The organism is Arcticibacter eurypsychrophilus, assembly GCF_001730525.1.
In the GTDB taxonomy this organism is placed as follows: domain Bacteria; phylum Bacteroidota; class Bacteroidia; order Sphingobacteriales; family Sphingobacteriaceae; genus Arcticibacter; species Arcticibacter eurypsychrophilus.
Map to the genome: position 1 here is coordinate 110,100 of NZ_MDFN01000010.1, position 17,474 is coordinate 127,573.

Here is a 17,474-nt window from a genome sequence, read left to right on the forward strand (position 1 = left end):
TAAACGCAATGCAGCAGGCAAACTAATATTTTTATGTGATGGTTGAAATCAGAGATGAATTGGGCAGGTCTTTCAAAACACTCCGGATAAGTTTGCTTAATACCTGCAACCTTGCCTGTGTGTATTGTAGCTGTGGGAATGAAGACAGCAAGCAAAATCATCTTCTTGCAAAAGATAAATCTTTAAGCGCATGGGAGCTTTTGGCACTTGTTAAACGGCTTCATGAACAGTTAAACCTGAGTACAGTGCGCTTTACTGGTGGTGAGCCTCTATTATATAAAAACCTTGCTACCTTTGTTGAAGGTGTCCATGACCTGGGAATAAATGATCTTAAATTAACTACAAACGCATTATTACTCGAACGTCTCAGCCCTTCACTTAAAGCTGCAGGGTTAAAGTCCATCAATGTATCGCTGGATGCCATTGATCCATTGGTATTTTTCCAAATGAGCAGACGCCATGACTTAACCCGCACATTAAGAGGAATAGATTCCGCACTGCAACAAGGAATTGAAGTAAAGATCAATTCCGTTATTATGAAAGGGCTCAACGACAATCAGATCATACCCCTCTTAAACTTTGCCTTTGAAAGAGGGCTGACTATACGATTCCTTGAAATCATGGCAATGGGACATCTCTTTGGGAATTCTGATAAACATTTCTTTTCGCAGGAAGATATGCTGCAGCTAATTGGTACGCATCATTCCTTTATGCCCCTGCTGCGTACCACGTCTTCTACCGCCAACTACTGGCAAACAACAAATGGAAATCGTTTTGGAATAGTAGCCAATGAAAGTCAGCCTTTTTGTTTGGACTGCAATCGTTTAAGACTGGATACTTTCGGAAATATTTATGGCTGTTTAAGCAGCAACCATCCGGTACCTATTAAAGAAGCCCTTAACCCGTTAGAGCTGGAAGGGAAAATCAAAGAAGCTCTGGCACAAAAACAAGCTCTAAAATTTACAGGAAGTACACTAAGTATGCTTCATATCGGAGGATAAACCCATGAAAATAGAAGTATTCGCAGTTTTAAAAGACTATTTTAAGAAAGAATTTGAAATTGCAGATAAACTTGATACCATTGCTGACTTAAAACAATACTTAATTACGCTTAATCCCTCTTCCGTAGAGGTACTATCAAGATGTCGTTTCGCTGTTGCGGATGATTTTGTAGTAGATAATTATAAGATAACAGGGGACGATAACATCATGATCATTCCCCCAAGCAGTGGAGGCTAATATGAAATATATTACAGAAGAACCTATTGATTTAGTAGGTATGCTGCAAGAGGCACACCATCCTGCAGCAGGAGCAATTGTATTATTCAGTGGTGAAGTCAGAGATCATAACGGGGGGAAATCTGTTGCCTACCTGGAGTATGAATCGCAAATCACTATGGCTTCCAAAATGATAGCCCTTATTTTAAAAGAAGCCAAAAGCCGCTGGAACTTAACAATTGCTACAGCACAACATCGCATCGGAAAAGTAAAGGTTTGTGAGTCGGCCGTAGTAGTGATAACCGCCTCTCCGCACCGTACTGAAGCATATGCCAGCAACAGGTATATTATCGACCGCATCAAACATGAAGTCCCGATCTGGAAATGTGAGTACTTTTCTGATGGGACAAAAGAGTGGGGAGGAAATTGTAATTGTCAAAAAGAGACTGGTGATCCGAATAAACACATTTATGAATCAGCAGATCAATAGCATTGAAAACAGTTTAGATAACAACATCCTCGGAGTAGTTTTATGTGGAGGCGAGAGCAAAAGAATGGGAAGCGATAAAGGGCTTCTTTTAGTACCTGGGACATCCCGAACATGGGCACAACAAGTAGCGGACCTGCTTTTTACCTGCAATCTTCCCTTCGTCATTTCGATCAATGAAACCCAGCTTTCGTCTTATAGCCCCCTGTTCCCTCCAGAACAACTCGTTCTTGATCAGATAAACGTAAGAGGTCCCTTAAACGGTTTACTCAGTGTATACCACGCGCATCCCGGAAAAGATTTATTGCTAATTGGTTGCGATATGATCCAAATGGATCAGGCCACAGTAAACCATTTAATAGCTATTTATCAAGCAGATACCAGGTTTGATTATTACGTTTATGGGCAGGATGAATTTCTTGAACCTTTATGTGCAATCTATACCTCTAAGGCATTAGATGAGATTATGAATAAATTAAATGCAAACGAGTTAACCTCTTTTGCCTTACATAAGGTGATCTCTTCCTCTAATTACAAAAGCATACCCGTTATTGATAAAAAAGCGTTTTCTAATCACAATACAACGAATCTCGCTTCGTGAACGATCTATTTGCTTACTCCATAAAAGAGTTTAGTGTTTAAAACAATCCTCTTAACATTCTACTTTATAGACTCTATTTGTTTTTAACTTATAAAGTTTAGTAATTAGAACTAATCCCCTTAATGTTTGACTTTATAAAATTTGGCACCAAACGCAAAGATTACCAAGTAACAAATAATCGGTAGGTAATACGCATGCGCTATTCCTACATTATCGGCCACCTTACCCATAATTAGCGGAAACAACGCTCCCCCCACTACACCCATTGAAATAAAGGAAGATGCCTGTTGAGTATGTTTTCCCAGGTTCTTAATCCCCAAGCTAAAAATAGTGGGGAACATGATACTGAAGAAAAAGTTAATTGCCAGTAAAGCGATAAAAGAAGGCCAGCCCCAGCCTTGAGCTACGATAATACACATCACAATATTGGCTAATGCAAAACCAGCCAATAAGGTAGGAGGTGCAATAATCCGCATCAGGAATGTACCGATAAACCGTCCCGCTAACATAATTGCCATAAACAAAACCAGGTAAGTACCAGCAGTTACTTCACTGAAACCCATTTGCTCATGACCATAGTTGATAAAGAATGCCCAGGTACCGCTTTGTGCAGCCACGTTAAAAAACTGTGCGGCCACTGCCCATCTGAAATGCACATGCTCAAACAACTTTTTACCTGGTGTTAAATCCACGTTCACAGCATCTCCATTTGACACTACGGCATGTGGATCCGTTAATGGCGGAACTTTTACAAAAGAAAAGGCTATCGCGATCAGGGCAATCACACTCCCGATCACGAGATACAATATTTTGACAGATGTAAGGTCTGTACTTCCGGCCACATTATGTCGCAATAAAAAGTACGAACCAATAGCAGGACCTAAAATAGCACCCAGTGCATTAAAAGACTGTGCAAAATTAACCCGCTGGTCACTAAAGAGAAGCCACAAAAGGATGTGCCACCGTTTCCAGGGTTGATAAACCGCAACCTAGAATAAACAAGGCCACACCAAAGAAACCAAACGAGGCTGTATTGGCTGCCGGCACAAACAGGAAGGCTCCTGTTGCAAACAAGGATAAACCTAGGAGTACCCCATTTTTATAACCAAACCGCTTCATGAACAATCCGGCAGGGATGCCCATTACAAAATAAGCCCCAAAGATAGCGAACTGAACAAAGGCAGACTGCGTTCTGCTCAGACTCAATACATGCTGAAAATGTTTATTTAAAACATCTCCCATCGTGATTGCAACTCCCCACAACATAAATAAGGAGGTAACAAAGATCATGGTGGTAACGAATTTCCTATCTGTAAAAGCAGGCTTTGCGGCTACAGGCTGCTCGACTGAGTTAATACTGTCTTTCATTAAGTGGTTTATTTATTTTATTGGTATTCAAAAGTACAAAGGCAAAATGAAATGAGCTAATTTCTTTATGTATTACCTTCAAATACATGAATACCAAGGTCATTTGAATAACAAAACGGATTTAACACCCGACAAAATTTATCACTTAGGTTAACCGAAAAGGGTTCCCTTATTATCAGCAGATAACCCAGAGAATGGTACCCATAACATCGATCTTGAAAATAATTATCTTAAATCTGTAATAAAATAGCCCTTGCCTTTACTAAGGAGTTAAAACAACAAAAAAATGAAAAAGCTAATAGTATTATTTCAGCCAATGGTACTCATTTTTGGCATCTTAATGCACACTAACCTATCGGCACAAACTGCGGATACAAGCCCTTTCCATGTAACCGTAACAGGTAAAGGCCAGCCCAAGTTATTCATTCCCGGAGCAACCTGTAGTGGAGAAGTCTGGAAAGAAACCGTTGCACGTTACAGCAAGACACATGAGTGCCATGTTTTTACCCTTGCGGGATATGCAGGTGAAAAAGCCATCAATCAAACGCCCTATCTGGATGCTTACGAAAAGGGAATCATAACATACATCAAGAATAAAAAACTTGAGAAGGTAATCTTGGTGGGACATTCTATTGGAGGTTTTCTTTCTTTGTGTATTGCTTCAAAAATGAAAGAGCACTTAGATCGGGTGATCCTGGTGGATGCGCTTCCTTTTTATGCAGGTATTTTTAATCCGGCAGCAAAAGGCGGCTTCAATGAAGTTCAGGCGCAACAACTACTCAATGCGTATAACCAAATGAATTATACCGCATTAGAAGCAAGTCAGCTTGCCGTAGCCCAAACACTGTGCGCTGATTCTACTAAATGGGAAAGGATAGCCCGTTGGGGCGCAGCTTCCGATCGAAAGACAATGGCCTATTCGATGGTGGAAATGCTCGGTCACGATATGCGTCAGGATATTGCTTCCATACAGGTTCCTGTATTAGTTCTGGCCGCCTTTGCACCTGTAGCACAGTATCCACAATTTACCAAAGAAAACGTACTGAACAGCTATCGCCAACAATATCAGGCATGTAAAACCTGCATAGTAAAAGTTGCCCCTTTATCTAAGCACTTTATTATGTATGATGCACCTGATTGGTTTTACCAGGAAATGAATACATTTATTCAAGCTGATTAATCTGCAATCGGGTTATGCAAAATCAACAGGAAGAATTATTTAATGCGCTGATTAAAGAAAATCATGCCAGTATTTACAGGATATGCAGAGCATATATCTATGATGCTTTTCTTGCCGATGACTTGTACCAGGAGATTATATTTCAGATCTGGAAAAGCATCACCACTTTCAAAGGAAAAGCAAGAGTAAGTACCTGGATCTATCGTATTGCCATAAACACCGCAATTAACTTCAATTTAAAGAACAAACAACATCAGCATATATCCCTACCCGATTTTATGCAGCTGCCTTACGAGGATACCCTTTTAAGAAAACAGGAAGAAGAACAACAACTGGATCATCTCAGGTATTGCGTCAGTCAGCTGGAGTCGCCAGACAGACTTATTATCTCCCTGGTTCTTGAGGATAGAAGTTACAAAGACATTGCGGAAATAACAGGAAGTAATATTAACCATGTGGGTGTCAGGATCAACCGTATAAAAGCGCGTTTACTTAAACTCATGTCAACCGAGAAAGAAAATGAATTTTGATGATTTAAAGATGAGCTGGCAGACACAAACCACTCATACCACTACAAAAACTGCTGTTTCGAAGGATGAATTGAAGAGCAAATGGCAAAAACACCAGCAAGCAGTACTCAAGATGAACATCTGCATGAGCCTTGGGTTCCTGGCAGCCATGATTGAAATTGGCTGGGTTTATCTAACCTATCATAATGAGTACGGCTGGCCGTTTAAAGTAAGCATTGCTACTATTTATAGTCTAATGATTGTATTTTCCTTAGTGGGCTGGAGAAATTACGCCTTCAAGAAAGAAAATTTTGATAATTCCAGTGCTGATTATATTGCTTATCAGCTCAAAAAGCTAAGTTGGCAGCGTCAGTTGATTACTGTTTATATTTGGATTTATACGGTCTTGTTATGGTTGGCACTGGTAATGTACATCTGGGAAATCACAACTGGAGCAACTGCATTATTTAGATATTCAGCCTTGGGTATAATCACATTGTATGTTGTTGGCATAACTGTATGGACCCGCTTAACAAAGCAAAAGAAACAGCTGATATTAATTGAAAGCATGACTGCTGACTTGGAAGATCTAAAGAAAAAATTAATTACGGATTGAATCTACATTTCAATTCATCATTTTAAAAAGATGCTGTTTATACAACTTGCCAACCGGAATCTGTATTTTCTCAATTTCTATAACATCAGAGCTGAATGATGTCACCTTGTTTATAGCTACAATATAAGAACGGTGTGCACGTACGAACGCATTTTCAGGCAGCATTACCTCTAAAGCTGTGATGGAATACCTTGTAATCACCACCCCTTTCTCCGTAAATATCTTCACATAATCCTTTAAACTTTCAATATATTGGATGTCCTTAATCAACACCTTAACCATCTTGCGGTCGGCTCTAAAATATAGGAAAGTCTGATTTGGTATCGATACATCCATTTTATCCTCCTCCTGATAAGGAGTTACATCTTTTGGAAGAACCTTCATTATCGCTTTTAAGAAACGATCAAACTGGATTGGCTTCATCAGATAATCCGATACGTTAAGCTCAAAAGCCTGCAGCGCATAATGCTCAAAAGCAGTAGTGAGGATCACAACTGGAGGCTCTTTTAACGATTTGATAAGCTCAATACCACTTATCTGCGGCATTTGCACGTCCAGAAAAAGCAAATCTATTGCTTTCGTTTGCAAAACTGCCAACGCCTGAAGTGCATTGCTGCAATCATCTGCCAATGTCAACATAGGCACTTGTTGAATATACCGCTTTAAGATCTCTCTTGCCCTCGGTTCATCATCTACGATCAGGCAACTGAATGTTTTTTCTGCTTTCATTGAAATAATTTATAGGTTTTAAAGGTAGTTCAGGACTAACATGATCAAGCCAAATCTTTAAATTCACAATGTACATGTCCTCTTCATCCAAGGCTTAGAATTCATATTTACCGGCATAAATTAAATCAAGCCGCTTTTGTGTATTCGCAGTACCAATTCCTGAAGATGACGCCTTTAAGCCGGGTACTTTACCATTAACCAGTTTCATTACCAATACCGTCTCATCTAGCGTCAGCTCAATACTGATCCAGGGATCACGGATCATCTTACTGGCACCATGTTTAAAGCAATTTTCTACTAAGGGAAGTAATAATAAAGGTGCGATGCGGAGTGTTCCTGATGATTCGGGCATATTGACAGAAAGATCAAGATGTGCATCATACCTAACTTTTTCCAGCGCAATGTAGTCCCCGATCATCTTTATCTCTTTATCTAATGGAACAAATGGCTGATTACATTCATACAGCATATAACGTAGTAATTCTGATAAACCGAAGATCATATTGGAGGCTACCACCGATACATCCTGCGTATAACTATAAATATTATTTAAGGTATTAAATAAAAAGTGTGGATGCAGTTGCGCCTTCAACATCTGCAGTTCGGCATTTACCTTATCCTTCTCCATATTTAAAGCCGCTTGTTCTTTTTCGTAAAAACACTTCATGAGTTTGATGGCTGCTGCTAATCCGCCAATGGTAATAGCGCCCCTTAAGCCGGCCAGCATCGCCCCTCCCAGAGGAACATACAACGGTTGGTAATGAACGATCTTTTTATCAGGTAAAAATTGATGACTCCGGAAATTCCTTAAATAATCGATGATCGTGATAGATAACATTCCCGAAATTAAAGCAGCAATCACAAATATGAAAGTGGTCAATACCAAAGCACTTCCATATTTCCCGGTAATCACAAAACGTGGTATGACAATGTACATGAGCGAATACGCCAAAAACATATGAGGAACCAGATAAATCAGACTCTCTGGTGCGGTCAAGCTAATCCGTACCAGGAAAGATTTTTGCTGCAATGCAGGTGAGGGTGAGAATGAGTATAGAAATGCCTGAAAAATGAACCAAGAGAACCAAAATACCACATGACGCAGTACCCGCCATTTAGGTTGGTTCGAAAAAACGAATGGTAATGAATCCATAACCAGCTGCTTTAATTAAAGATACGATTCTCTGTATAAAAAGCTTCACAACTTGATGGTTATTAGACTAATGCATCTAAAAAGAGCACCAAATGCTTAGGTCGTCGATGAAATGATTTAATACAACATAGTTGACTATATAACAACTGCAAATTCCTGCTGGTCTACTTTCTAAAAAACTGATTTACAAGCATGTTACATTTGAATCAACATTAAATCAAACAACAAAATTAACCATCATGAAAAATCTATTTATTACTACCGGTATCGTCATCATCACTCTACTATTCGCTTCAACAGGAAGTGCACAAAGCCGAACTGCATGCATCCCCAAAACAGGATATTGGGTTTTAGTTTCCAATATCCATGTAAAAAAGGCGACTACTGTTCAGTTCTATACCGATGCACACCAATTGATTTACGAGGAACAGGTTAAAGATCAAAAACTTAATTTAAACCGTTTAAAAACGCTTCGCTGTCTGCGAAAGGGTCTGGACTCTGCACTTATAGCCTGGAATCAGCAAAAGAAAGCGGTTTATAATAAGAATTGTATTGCTGCCAATCTGAAATGATTAAAAACTCCGCCTTCTTTAATCAGACAAAAAACGTAAACTGATCTGATCGAAGAAGGCTGAGTCTTGCAATGTGAGAGACAATATTTAGATAGCAATAGCACAATTTTGCAAAAGCAATTCAAAGATCCATGCTACTTAAGAATAGCTATTGACTAAACATCAATTCATGAATAATTATTTATACTTTTTCACTTTCTGTGATCCACTAACAAAAGGCATAATACTCACAGCAGCTCCCCCTCCTTTTGCTAAGTTAAGTCTCAATTTAGTAGCACTTGTAACTATATATTGATAAATAGCATACGCTTCAGGATTCTCCTGCCAGTCAGCTTGCTCGGCATCCGCATAGATCGTTGCGACATACTTTCTGTTCCTATCTAAAAAGTTGAGTTCTACAGTTGTCTTACGTGCATTTTCATCAGTAATTGCACCTAAAAACCAATTGCCTTTCCCCTTTTCTTTCCTTGCAATCGTAACAAAGTCTCCCGGCTCAGCTTCAAGTATCTTTGTGTCGTCCCAATCAACTGGCACGTCTTTAATAAACTGATAGGCATCCATATGTGTTTCGTAGTTTTCCACCTGATCTGCTACCATTTGAACCGGACTATACATAGTCACATAAAGTGCCAGTTGTTTCGCTAAAGTAGTGTGTACCTGTCTTCCTTTAACGTCAGAGTAACCCTTTATCTTAAATATTCCAGGAGTGTAATCCATAGGCCCACCCATTAGACGGGTAAAAGGTAAAATAGTTTCATGTTCAGGCGGATTCCCATCACTGAAAGCATTGTATTCATTGCCCCTTCCTGCCTCTGAAGCTATGAAATTAGGATAAGTTCGATGTAGTCCTGTGGGCCTTACAGCCTCATGCACATCTACCATTACCTGATGTTCTGCTGCCTTTTCCAAAACCCGGATATAATGATTTATCATCCACTGCCCATCATGATGCTCCCCCCTTGGAATTATTTTTCCAACGTAGCCCGTCTTTACAGCAGGAAATCCAAATTTATTCATAAATCGGTAGGCTGTATCCAGCTGACGCTCGTAGTCTGTAGCCGCCCCCGATGTTTCATTATGCATAATCATTTTCACCCCTTTTGAAGCAGCATATGCTGTTATTTCATTTACATCATAATCCGGATAGGCTTTCACAAAATCAAACACCTTCTCCTTCCAATTACCAAACCAATCTTCCCAGCCTACATTCCATCCCTCCACTAAAACCCCTTGCACACCATGAGTAGCAGCGAAATCGATATAGCGTTTAACATTTGCCGTATTTGCGCCATGTGTTCCATTTGGTATCAGCTGACCTTGAGCATTTAAAGTATCTGACCGGTTCGCATAACTCCAGGTGCTCTTTCCCGTTTGCATTTCCCACCAAACACCCACAAATTTCATCGGCTTAATCCAACTGGTATTTTCGATAACAGAGGGCTCATTTAAATTCAATATGGTTTTAGAGGCTAACAAATCGGCAGCATGATCACTGACCAGAATGGTGCGCCATGGCGTTTTACAAGGTGCATACAAATACGCCATATTGCCTACCGCATCAGGCACCAGACGTACAGTCAGATTATACGTATTCTTATCCACATGTAACTGCATAGCAGAATAATCCTGAAGTGCCGCTTCATGAATATTAATATAAAGACCATCTACCGATTTCATCATCATTGGAGTTTGTACTCCCTGCTGATCTGGTGCCACTCTAACCGCAATATCAGTTGCCGCTTTAGTTACTTTCCAGGAGTCCACTTCACTTAATTTACTGGTCGTATACTTATATTCATTTGTGTCGTAATCAGCAGGAATCCAGAATGCTTTATGATTACCAGTCAGGTGAAATTCAGTCCGTTCATTACTTACAATAAAGTATTTCAAACCAGGCTGTTTGGGAAATTCATACCTGAAAGCCAGACCATCTTCGAATACACGGAAAATGATATTCATTAAGCGGTTCGGACTATTCTTTTGTCTCAGTTGAACTACCAGCTGCTCATATTTATTTCTGATGCTGCTCACCTCTCCCCAAACTGGATGCCACAGCTCATTTACCTGTGTGGTTTCCGTCTTGATAATTTCTAACTGCTGATCAAAAGCTGGATCATTCAAGAGATCAATACCGAGAAGCGATTTCTCAACAACCGCTTTACCAGAGAACGAAACTGCATAACATGCCCTTCCTTCCTGATCGAGCATGAATTTAAGTTTTACCTTATTCATGCTGGCCTCAACCATTTTATTTTGCTGCGCAACCACATTACCGGAAACGGTAACGATCCATAAAAAAATAAGTAGTTTCTTCATTAAATGGAGTTTTTAATCCGTTCTTTTAAAATTAGTTTCATTTGTTTTCCTCGTAAAAATCAAGATTATACTCCGAAGAATATAGGGGCTTAAAGCCTTTATAAAGATCCATATAGAAAGTCTTGAATTCACTGCTGTAGGTGTACGTAATGCGGTCAGACCGATAAGGCTTATCGGTGATCCCCTCAGGAGTTAAAAACTGAAGCACCGAATGGTGGTCCCTTAATACGCTTACTTTCACGTTGCCGGTTTTCATTGGAAATCTAAAAACCGATAATCCACTCTTCCCCTTTTTCAACTGACCATTCAAGCTGATTTCCGCAGGACCTTTAAGCAACGTTAACACTTCTATCGAATCTTCCCATTCCGCTGGTATGACTTCTTGCTGAAAAGGGACCACTGGAATATTGAAAGGCTTTGGTTGTATCAAATGATTGTACTTTTTAAAAAAAACAATAGCCACATCTCTATTTTCATAAGGTGAAGCCATGCCCTTCCAGAGGCTTTTATAATAATTGAGCAAAATAGAAAAACCCTCATTATGATTCACTTCAGGTGCAAGGTGATGCCCTTCAGGATAATCATTCCAGGTAATCATATTAAATAGAGAAGCATCCTGTTCAATCCCAAACTCCATTAACTTTCTAAAGTTATAGGACAATCCCGTAGTAATATACTTTCGTTCTACATTTTCAATACCCGCCTGTACGGCATCTTCTACATGGTGATACATATCCCATGTTCCCTTTTTTAGAAGCTTTGACGTATAAAAGTCATTGAATACAGAAGCAGTGAAAGTCCGTTGTCTCCGTTTACATTCAGCAGCGATCATATAACCGATATAGTTCTTACCGGAAAAGGGAAGCGTCCAGACCCATGTAGCTGGAAAATAATCCAAAAAGTAATTCAACTCCTTTTTACTGATCTGTTTGTTGATAGTAAATACGCAAGCAAAACGCTCATGTACAGCATCTGCAAGTCGCTTATACGCTCTGGCCATGTAAAACTGATCAGGTAAGCGCTTTTCGCCAGAAGGGATATCTGCAAGTGACTCTCCATCCCAAAGGTAGATGATCAGCCTGCCGTCTGGAGTACGGAGCCAATGGGGATTACTCCTCCCTGCCACATCAAGAATATGATTCATTCTAAACGCAAATTCCCCAATTTTTAATGCCTCAGTTTTACCTTTAGGATGCGATATGCAGAAAGTAAATTTGAACTTAATATTCTTTTTTTGAGCTACCCTAAAATAAGCCAGAATGATGGCATCGTCGTTAGTACCACCTAAAGTATAGTAAAACTGGAAGCCATCAATACCAGATCGCAATGCAGCACGCATTTCAAACTCCACAGACTCATCAAGCGATGCATTTGCCATCAAGCTATCAACCATTACTTTTACCTGTGTCAATCCGCCTAAAGGCGCTGAACTGTTGCCTGTTGATTTATAATAATCCGGATTACTGCTATCTTCTAAAGGGTGCCCTTTATAGCGGATAATGTTGGTCATACAATGTGCAATAACCAACTTTTCAGAAGTTATCGGCAAACTCAATTCGGATAAGTTTTTTAAAGAGTCTTGTCCAAATAAGAAGTTACTATACAACAAACACAAAACATAAAAAAAACGTAAGCTTAAACTCCTCATTGCATACTGATTGTTAGTTTGAAACAAGAGCAGGAAACATTCAGATGTCCCTGCTCTTTCTTATTTCTAGTATCCTGAATTTTGCTGACCAGCAATCTTTTCATTGGCATTAAACTCTGTTAAAGGAATTGGCCAGGAGTAACTTTTAGACTCATTAAAAGTTAAAGGAGTAGACAAATTTCTGGCTTTTCCATAGAATGCTGCTTCCTGAGGACCTAAGTGCCAACGGCAGATATCAAACCACCACAGACCTTCATGGAAAAACTCAGCCCAGCGTTCATAGCGAAGCGGATTTGCTCCAAGCACCGGATCATTAATAGCCGGAGTAGCGGCTGTTAGAGAGGTGTAATCCCTTGCCGATGCGGTATTGATTGGCAAATCGTAAGCTCTGCGCCTAACCTTATTTATAAATTCAAGTCCTGTTGCTGCATCACCCGCACCAATATTAGCTTCCGCATATAAAAGATAGACATCAGCCATACGGAGAAAATACCAATTCCACTTGTCATAGTTCACGTTATTGATGTGGTAATCAATAGCTGCATATTTCCGGAATCCCCAACCATAAGTATTCGGTTCTCCTGCTAAATAATCAGGCTTGGAAACAGGAACATTCTTTCTTGCTCCACCATTCCAATCAATATTCAGCACATCAATCCAGGGTTGCACCAGGTTCACATACAATCTAGGATCGGCAGTTTTATTCGCACGTACCGCTTCTGCCTGAGCCCGGTAAACAGGGTTCATAATTTGTACGGGATTATCCGGACTTGCCGGCAACTGACTGTTGTAAGCCGGATTTGCCACAAGCGTATAATACCCTAATGGGTAACCAAAACGAGTTACGTTTTTATCATGCACACCAAGATTACCACCATAACCTAATGGTCTGGAACCCGTTTCTGTACCCGTTTCACTCAATATATAAGGCGACCAAATCACTCCATTTAATGTTGAGGCGTTCGGATTACCTCCCCATGGACCATAATTACCGTTATTATTCGCATCCACGTTTAATTCAAACAAGGACTCTTCGTTAAATTCATTCGCTGTATTTCCGTTGAAAGCGTCTTTATATTTCGCAAAAGGCATTAAGGTTTTGCCACTGTTATTTATGACATCCAGTAAAGTTGTTTTTGCATTAGCCCAATCCTCTGTAAATACATACGCTTTTCCAAGCAGTGCTTTAGCCGACCATTTTGTCACTCTTCCAATCTCAGTTGCCGGCCAAACTGTATTTTGGAGTAAGACAGCCGATTCTTGCAGATCACTAATAATGAAATTCCAAACATCACGTGCAGATGCACGCCCTTGTTGTGTAGCTTCCAAGTTCTTAGGCACCTCAGTATACAAAGGAACTCCCATTTTAGCATCATTAGCTCCACCGGCTTTCAAATAGGCTTCCCCAAATAAGGTTTCTAACTGAAAGTAGTAGAAAGCACGCATGAATTTGGCTTGTCCACGTATCGCATCTATATCCGTCTTTTGCGCTGCTGTAGCAGAATTTGCTTCAAAGAAGTCTGCAGCTTCAAGTGTTACGTTGCAGGTAGTCACTCCGGCATATAATGCAGTCCATGCATCCTGAGATCTACTATTTGTAACGCTCAGGTTATTTGCAGTCATTTCATTCCAGGCCTGATCACCATTGTAGTTCGCATCCCCTGCATGTACCGCATTTTCTAAAGCTTTAGGCATCAGGTTAAAGCCATATAGACCCACACTTTTTAAGTTTCCATATGCGGGGTTCAAAATCGCATTTAAATCCGCAAGTGTCGTCGGAAAAGATGAAGTTGAGAGCTTGTCTGTAGGTACTACTAAATCAGGATCCTTTTTACATCCCCCTATACAAACCAGCACCAGGAGTATTATATATATCTTTTTATACATCTTATTAATTTTTAGGTTGTGTTAGAAATTTACATCAATACCAACAGAATAAATGCGTGTTTGAGGATATTGGCTCACTACATCTATACCTCTGGCCGTTACACCGGAGTAACCTGATGGCGAAAAAGACGCTCCTAATTCAGGATCCAATCCACTATACTTTGTAATGGTAAATAAGTTGTTGCCCATTACAAATATTCGTGCACTTCGCATTTTTACTTTAGTTAGCAGGGTGCTGGAAAAGGTATAGCCAATCTGAAGATTCTTAAGTTTCAGGTAATCGCCCTTTTCAACAAAGTAACTGTTCACAGTAGAATAATTTCCATTTGGATCTAATTGAAAGGAGCCATCTGGGTTCACTACCCCTAATCTTGGCTGACTGGTAAGTTCATTCCCACTTAAAAAAGAGGCGCCCCACACTCTAGGTGAGGTATTGCCATCAGAAAACGGACGCATTTCATACGCCTTCACCCCATTGAAAAGATCTACTCCAGCTACTCCGCTAAATAACAGTGCTGCATCAAATCCTTTAAAGTTTAAACGGATATTTGCTCCATATACTAATTTAGGATTTGGATTACCGATGACCTGCCGATCCTGATCATTGATGGTACCATCATTATTTATATCTTCGAAATGAAGATCTCCCGCATGTGCAGCAATACCTCCAACTAACTGACTGGAAGCTTCAGCATCCGTTTGAAAGACCCCTAACGATTTATATCCGTAAAATGAACCAAAGGGTAATCCTTTTCGGGTTACCGTAATCGTCTGGTTAGGCATAATCTGAAAGGCCACATCTCCATTATTATAATAGTTGTACCCGTCATTTAGTTCAGAGGTAGTTTGAGTTGAAAGTTTTGTTACTTCATTCTTATTGCGGGCCCCTGTAAAATTAATATCAAAACCGAGTTTACTTACTTTTGACCGGTAACCTACCATAAGCTCTACTCCCTTATTACTTACAGAACCTATATTGGTTAAATAAGCACCGGATATTCCAGCACTAGGTGCCATAGGTAAGGCATAGAGCATATCGTCCGTCACCTTATTATAGTAATCTGCAGAGAAGTAGAGTTTACTACTAAAGAATTCACCATCTAAACCCAGGTTAGATTCTTTAACAGTTTCCCAATGCAGATCCGAATTTGGAATAGCACTGTATGTGGTTCCTGGTATGATAGTTCCGTTTGGTGAAAAGTTGGCACCTCCTGCACTACCATTTCCAAAACTTGCAAATGGCTGGTAAACAGAAAGGAATGAGTAGGCTGTAATATTGCTATTTCCCAATTCACCGTAACTTGCTCTGATCTTCAGATTATTTACTGCCGGTAGTATTGATTTCAAAAATGGTTCCTCAGAAATATTCCAAGCTGCCGATACTGCCGGAAATACACCCCTTTGTTTGTTGGGACCAAAAACAGTGAAGTTAGCATCCTGCCTGACAGAGCCAGAAAGATAATATCTACTGTTATAGTTATAATTTAAACGAGCAAAAAGCGATTTAACTAAGCCATTGTCATCTTTTTGGCCGGTATAAAAATAAGTGGTGCTTGCAGTCGGAATGAAAGAATATTGTTCGGCAGCATCCGCTGAAACACTGCTTGCTGTTACATTGATGTTATTAAATTTACTGGTAATCTGTTCGTATCCTCCTATCACATTCAGATTATGGTTATTAAACGACTGGTTGAAGGTTAAAATATAGTTAGTCAATAAGGACTGACTCTCCACCGAGAGTTTATTCAATGAATTATTTCCTATCCCTACCCCTCCAATCGAAAAGGCATTTTGAAAATAATTCTGTTTTTGATTGTAGAACGAATAGCCTAAATTGCTTCTAAAAGACAAGTGTAACGGGAGCTTTATCTCAGCATATAAATTTGATTGAAAGTTATTTCTAAAATCTTCTACGTTTGCATTATCAATAGCACCAACCGGATGTGTCCCTGAAAATGCAAGGCCAGGGTATCCTGTCGGCAAAGTACCATATTTTCCATTCGCATTGAACAGAGGCACAATGGGAAGGGTTCTAAAAGGAGCATTATGCAATTGGGCTTCGACACCAACGTTTTGTGGATTAGAAGTGCTTCTTCTGGATACCGATACTTGTTCCCCGAATTTCAGCCAGTCGCCTATTTTAAAATTAGTATTGATTCGGGCGCCTCCAATATTAGAGAAGTTCTTACGGGCAACCCCCTCCTGTTTATTGTAAAAACCCGATATCAGGTAATTGACAATTGGAGCAGATCCGCTGAAAGAAAGGTTATGATTCTGTTCAGAAGCATCATTGAATATTTCATCTATCCAGTCTGTATTCGCAAGCGTATCCAATCGGTCCGCATTAGTAAACCTCCCTGGGTTAATAATATTCTGTAAACGAATGTAATCGTCCTTATTAAGCAAACTTCCCACCTTTGCTGTAGTTTTGCCAAAACGATAGTTATAATTAAACTGCGGAGTTGTAGTTGTTCCTTTTTTCGTGGTTACCAAAATAACCCCTCCTGCTGCTGCTGCACCATAAATTGAAGCTGCCGCTGCATCCTTCAGCACATCCATCGATTCAATATCCTGGACATTTAAATTAGAGATATCCCCCATCCGGATTCCGTCAACGATATACATTGGATTCGGTTGATTTAAGGACGACAGACCTCTGATGACTATGGAAGGAGATGCATCCGGCGCACCAGAGCTTTTTACAACATTGATACCGGCTACCCTACCTTGTAAAGCCTCAACCGCATTCGTGATTGGCTGACTGCTAAACACGCCTCCCTTTACCGAAGAAACGGAGCCGGTAAGGTCTCTCCTTCTTTGTGTACCATAGCCCACGACGACCACTTCATCTAATTGCCTGGTATCTTCCTGCAACCGCACATTGATTACGGGCCCCTGTGAAGCATTGACCTCCCTGGTTGTAAAACCAATCATGGAGAATATCAATACATCATTGACTTTATTTACTGCTACGGTGTAATTTCCATTATTATCTGAAGCCTGTCCTGTTGAGGTCCCTTTCACTTGGATATTTACACCTGGAAGTGGTTGATTTTGGGAATCTGTTACTTTCCCTCTAATCCTTGTTTCCTGTGCATTAGATACATAAGAAAACAGAAGAAATAAACAACAGAGCCATGCTCTATCTACTGATTTTTTGGTCATAATGGTTATTCTCTTAGTTTATAAT

General features: G+C 39.9%; 14 protein-coding genes and 1 pseudogene. 8 read left to right on the forward strand and 7 right to left on the reverse strand.

Annotation, left to right across the window (positions count from 1 at the left end; translation table 11 throughout):
* Nucleotides 1-38: 38 nt before the first annotated feature.
* The 4 genes from BFL47_RS07255 to BFL47_RS07270 are packed head-to-tail and all read left to right on the forward strand — an operon-like array spanning nt 39 to nt 2,306.
* On the forward strand, nt 39-1,001 hold the full coding sequence (locus tag BFL47_RS07255) for a GTP 3',8-cyclase MoaA (RefSeq protein ID WP_069659137.1): 963 nt from the start codon (nt 39-41) through the stop codon (nt 999-1,001).
* A 4-nt stretch (nt 1,002-1,005) separates the two neighbouring features.
* Entirely contained in the window at nt 1,006-1,239 is a 234-nt protein-coding gene (locus tag BFL47_RS07260; protein WP_069659138.1) for a MoaD/ThiS family protein, read from the forward strand.
* A 1-nt stretch (nt 1,240) separates the two neighbouring features.
* Nucleotides 1,241-1,708: a molybdenum cofactor biosynthesis protein MoaE gene (locus BFL47_RS07265; RefSeq protein ID WP_069659139.1), complete on the forward strand. Its 468-nt coding sequence runs from the start codon at nt 1,241-1,243 to the stop codon at nt 1,706-1,708.
* Entirely contained in the window at nt 1,689-2,306 is a 618-nt protein-coding gene (locus BFL47_RS07270; protein WP_069659140.1) for a molybdenum cofactor guanylyltransferase, read from the forward strand. The genes BFL47_RS07265 and BFL47_RS07270 overlap by 20 nt, the downstream gene beginning before the upstream one ends.
* 119 nt (nt 2,307-2,425) lie before the next feature.
* Here BFL47_RS07270 and fucP read toward each other — a convergent pair.
* Nucleotides 2,426-3,596, reverse strand: a pseudogene (gene fucP, locus BFL47_RS07275) (L-fucose:H+ symporter permease).
* Between the two features lie 364 nt (nt 3,597-3,960).
* Here fucP and BFL47_RS07280 point away from each other — a divergent pair.
* The 3 genes from BFL47_RS07280 to BFL47_RS07290 are packed head-to-tail and all read left to right on the forward strand — an operon-like array spanning nt 3,961 to nt 5,979.
* The gene (locus BFL47_RS07280; RefSeq protein WP_069659141.1) at nt 3,961-4,854 is read left to right on the forward strand and encodes an alpha/beta fold hydrolase; all 894 of its coding nucleotides are present in this window, start codon (nt 3,961-3,963) and stop codon (nt 4,852-4,854) included.
* A 14-nt stretch (nt 4,855-4,868) separates the two neighbouring features.
* Nucleotides 4,869-5,384, forward strand: a complete 516-nt coding sequence (locus BFL47_RS07285; RefSeq protein ID WP_069659142.1) for an RNA polymerase sigma factor — start codon at nt 4,869-4,871, stop codon at nt 5,382-5,384.
* Entirely contained in the window at nt 5,374-5,979 is a 606-nt protein-coding gene (locus BFL47_RS07290; protein WP_069659143.1) for a hypothetical protein, read from the forward strand. The genes BFL47_RS07285 and BFL47_RS07290 overlap by 11 nt, the downstream gene beginning before the upstream one ends.
* 9 nt (nt 5,980-5,988) lie before the next feature.
* Here the strand turns inward: BFL47_RS07290 and BFL47_RS07295 are convergent, their stop codons facing one another.
* Entirely contained in the window at nt 5,989-6,708 is a 720-nt protein-coding gene (locus BFL47_RS07295) for a LytR/AlgR family response regulator transcription factor (RefSeq protein ID WP_069659144.1), read from the reverse strand.
* Nucleotides 6,709-6,802: 94 nt separating this feature from the next.
* A complete protein-coding gene (locus BFL47_RS20205) occupies nt 6,803-7,861 on the reverse strand; it encodes a sensor histidine kinase (protein WP_069659145.1) in 1,059 nt (352 codons plus the stop codon).
* Nucleotides 7,862-8,100: 239 nt separating this feature from the next.
* Between BFL47_RS20205 and BFL47_RS07305 the strand changes: the two genes are divergently transcribed.
* Nucleotides 8,101-8,433, forward strand: a complete 333-nt coding sequence (locus tag BFL47_RS07305) for a hypothetical protein (RefSeq protein WP_069659146.1) — start codon at nt 8,101-8,103, stop codon at nt 8,431-8,433.
* Between the two features lie 177 nt (nt 8,434-8,610).
* Here the strand turns inward: BFL47_RS07305 and BFL47_RS07310 are convergent, their stop codons facing one another.
* The 4 genes from BFL47_RS07310 to BFL47_RS07325 form a co-directional block, all read right to left on the reverse strand.
* Complete coding sequence (locus tag BFL47_RS07310) at nt 8,611-10,749, reverse strand: glycoside hydrolase family 97 protein (protein WP_069659147.1); 2,139 nt, start codon at nt 10,747-10,749, stop codon at nt 8,611-8,613.
* Nucleotides 10,750-10,786: 37 nt separating this feature from the next.
* Nucleotides 10,787-12,304: an endo-1,3-alpha-glucanase family glycosylhydrolase gene (locus BFL47_RS07315; protein ID WP_170827287.1), complete on the reverse strand. Its 1,518-nt coding sequence runs from the start codon at nt 12,302-12,304 to the stop codon at nt 10,787-10,789.
* 159 nt (nt 12,305-12,463) lie between these two features.
* Nucleotides 12,464-14,284, reverse strand: a complete 1,821-nt coding sequence (locus BFL47_RS07320; protein WP_069659149.1) for a RagB/SusD family nutrient uptake outer membrane protein — start codon at nt 14,282-14,284, stop codon at nt 12,464-12,466.
* Nucleotides 14,285-14,305: 21 nt separating this feature from the next.
* Nucleotides 14,306-17,449, reverse strand: coding sequence for a SusC/RagA family TonB-linked outer membrane protein (locus BFL47_RS07325; protein ID WP_069659150.1), 3,144 nt, complete (start codon nt 17,447-17,449; stop codon nt 14,306-14,308).
* Between the last annotated feature and the right edge of the window lie 25 nt (nt 17,450-17,474).

Bases quoted from the DNA above. Each gene is read 5' to 3' on its own strand.
- BFL47_RS07255 (WP_069659137.1), top strand. From the start codon at position 39: ATGGTTGAAATCAGAGATGAATTGGGCAGGTCTTTCAAAACACTCCGG.
- BFL47_RS07260 (WP_069659138.1), top strand. From the start codon at position 1,006: ATGAAAATAGAAGTATTCGCAGTTTTAAAAGACTATTTTAAGAAAGAA.
- BFL47_RS07265 (WP_069659139.1), top strand. From the start codon at position 1,241: ATGAAATATATTACAGAAGAACCTATTGATTTAGTAGGTATGCTGCAA.
- BFL47_RS07270 (WP_069659140.1), top strand. From the start codon at position 1,689: ATGAATCAGCAGATCAATAGCATTGAAAACAGTTTAGATAACAACATC.
- BFL47_RS07280 (WP_069659141.1), top strand. From the start codon at position 3,961: ATGAAAAAGCTAATAGTATTATTTCAGCCAATGGTACTCATTTTTGGC.
- BFL47_RS07285 (WP_069659142.1), top strand. From the start codon at position 4,869: ATGCAAAATCAACAGGAAGAATTATTTAATGCGCTGATTAAAGAAAAT.
- BFL47_RS07290 (WP_069659143.1), top strand. From the start codon at position 5,374: ATGAATTTTGATGATTTAAAGATGAGCTGGCAGACACAAACCACTCAT.
- BFL47_RS07295 (WP_069659144.1), bottom strand. From the start codon at position 6,708: ATGAAAGCAGAAAAAACATTCAGTTGCCTGATCGTAGATGATGAACCG.
- BFL47_RS20205 (WP_069659145.1), bottom strand. From the start codon at position 7,861: ATGGATTCATTACCATTCGTTTTTTCGAACCAACCTAAATGGCGGGTA.
- BFL47_RS07305 (WP_069659146.1), top strand. From the start codon at position 8,101: ATGAAAAATCTATTTATTACTACCGGTATCGTCATCATCACTCTACTA.
- BFL47_RS07310 (WP_069659147.1), bottom strand. From the start codon at position 10,749: ATGAAGAAACTACTTATTTTTTTATGGATCGTTACCGTTTCCGGTAAT.
- BFL47_RS07320 (WP_069659149.1), bottom strand. From the start codon at position 14,284: ATGTATAAAAAGATATATATAATACTCCTGGTGCTGGTTTGTATAGGG.
- BFL47_RS07325 (WP_069659150.1), bottom strand. From the start codon at position 17,449: ATGACCAAAAAATCAGTAGATAGAGCATGGCTCTGTTGTTTATTTCTT.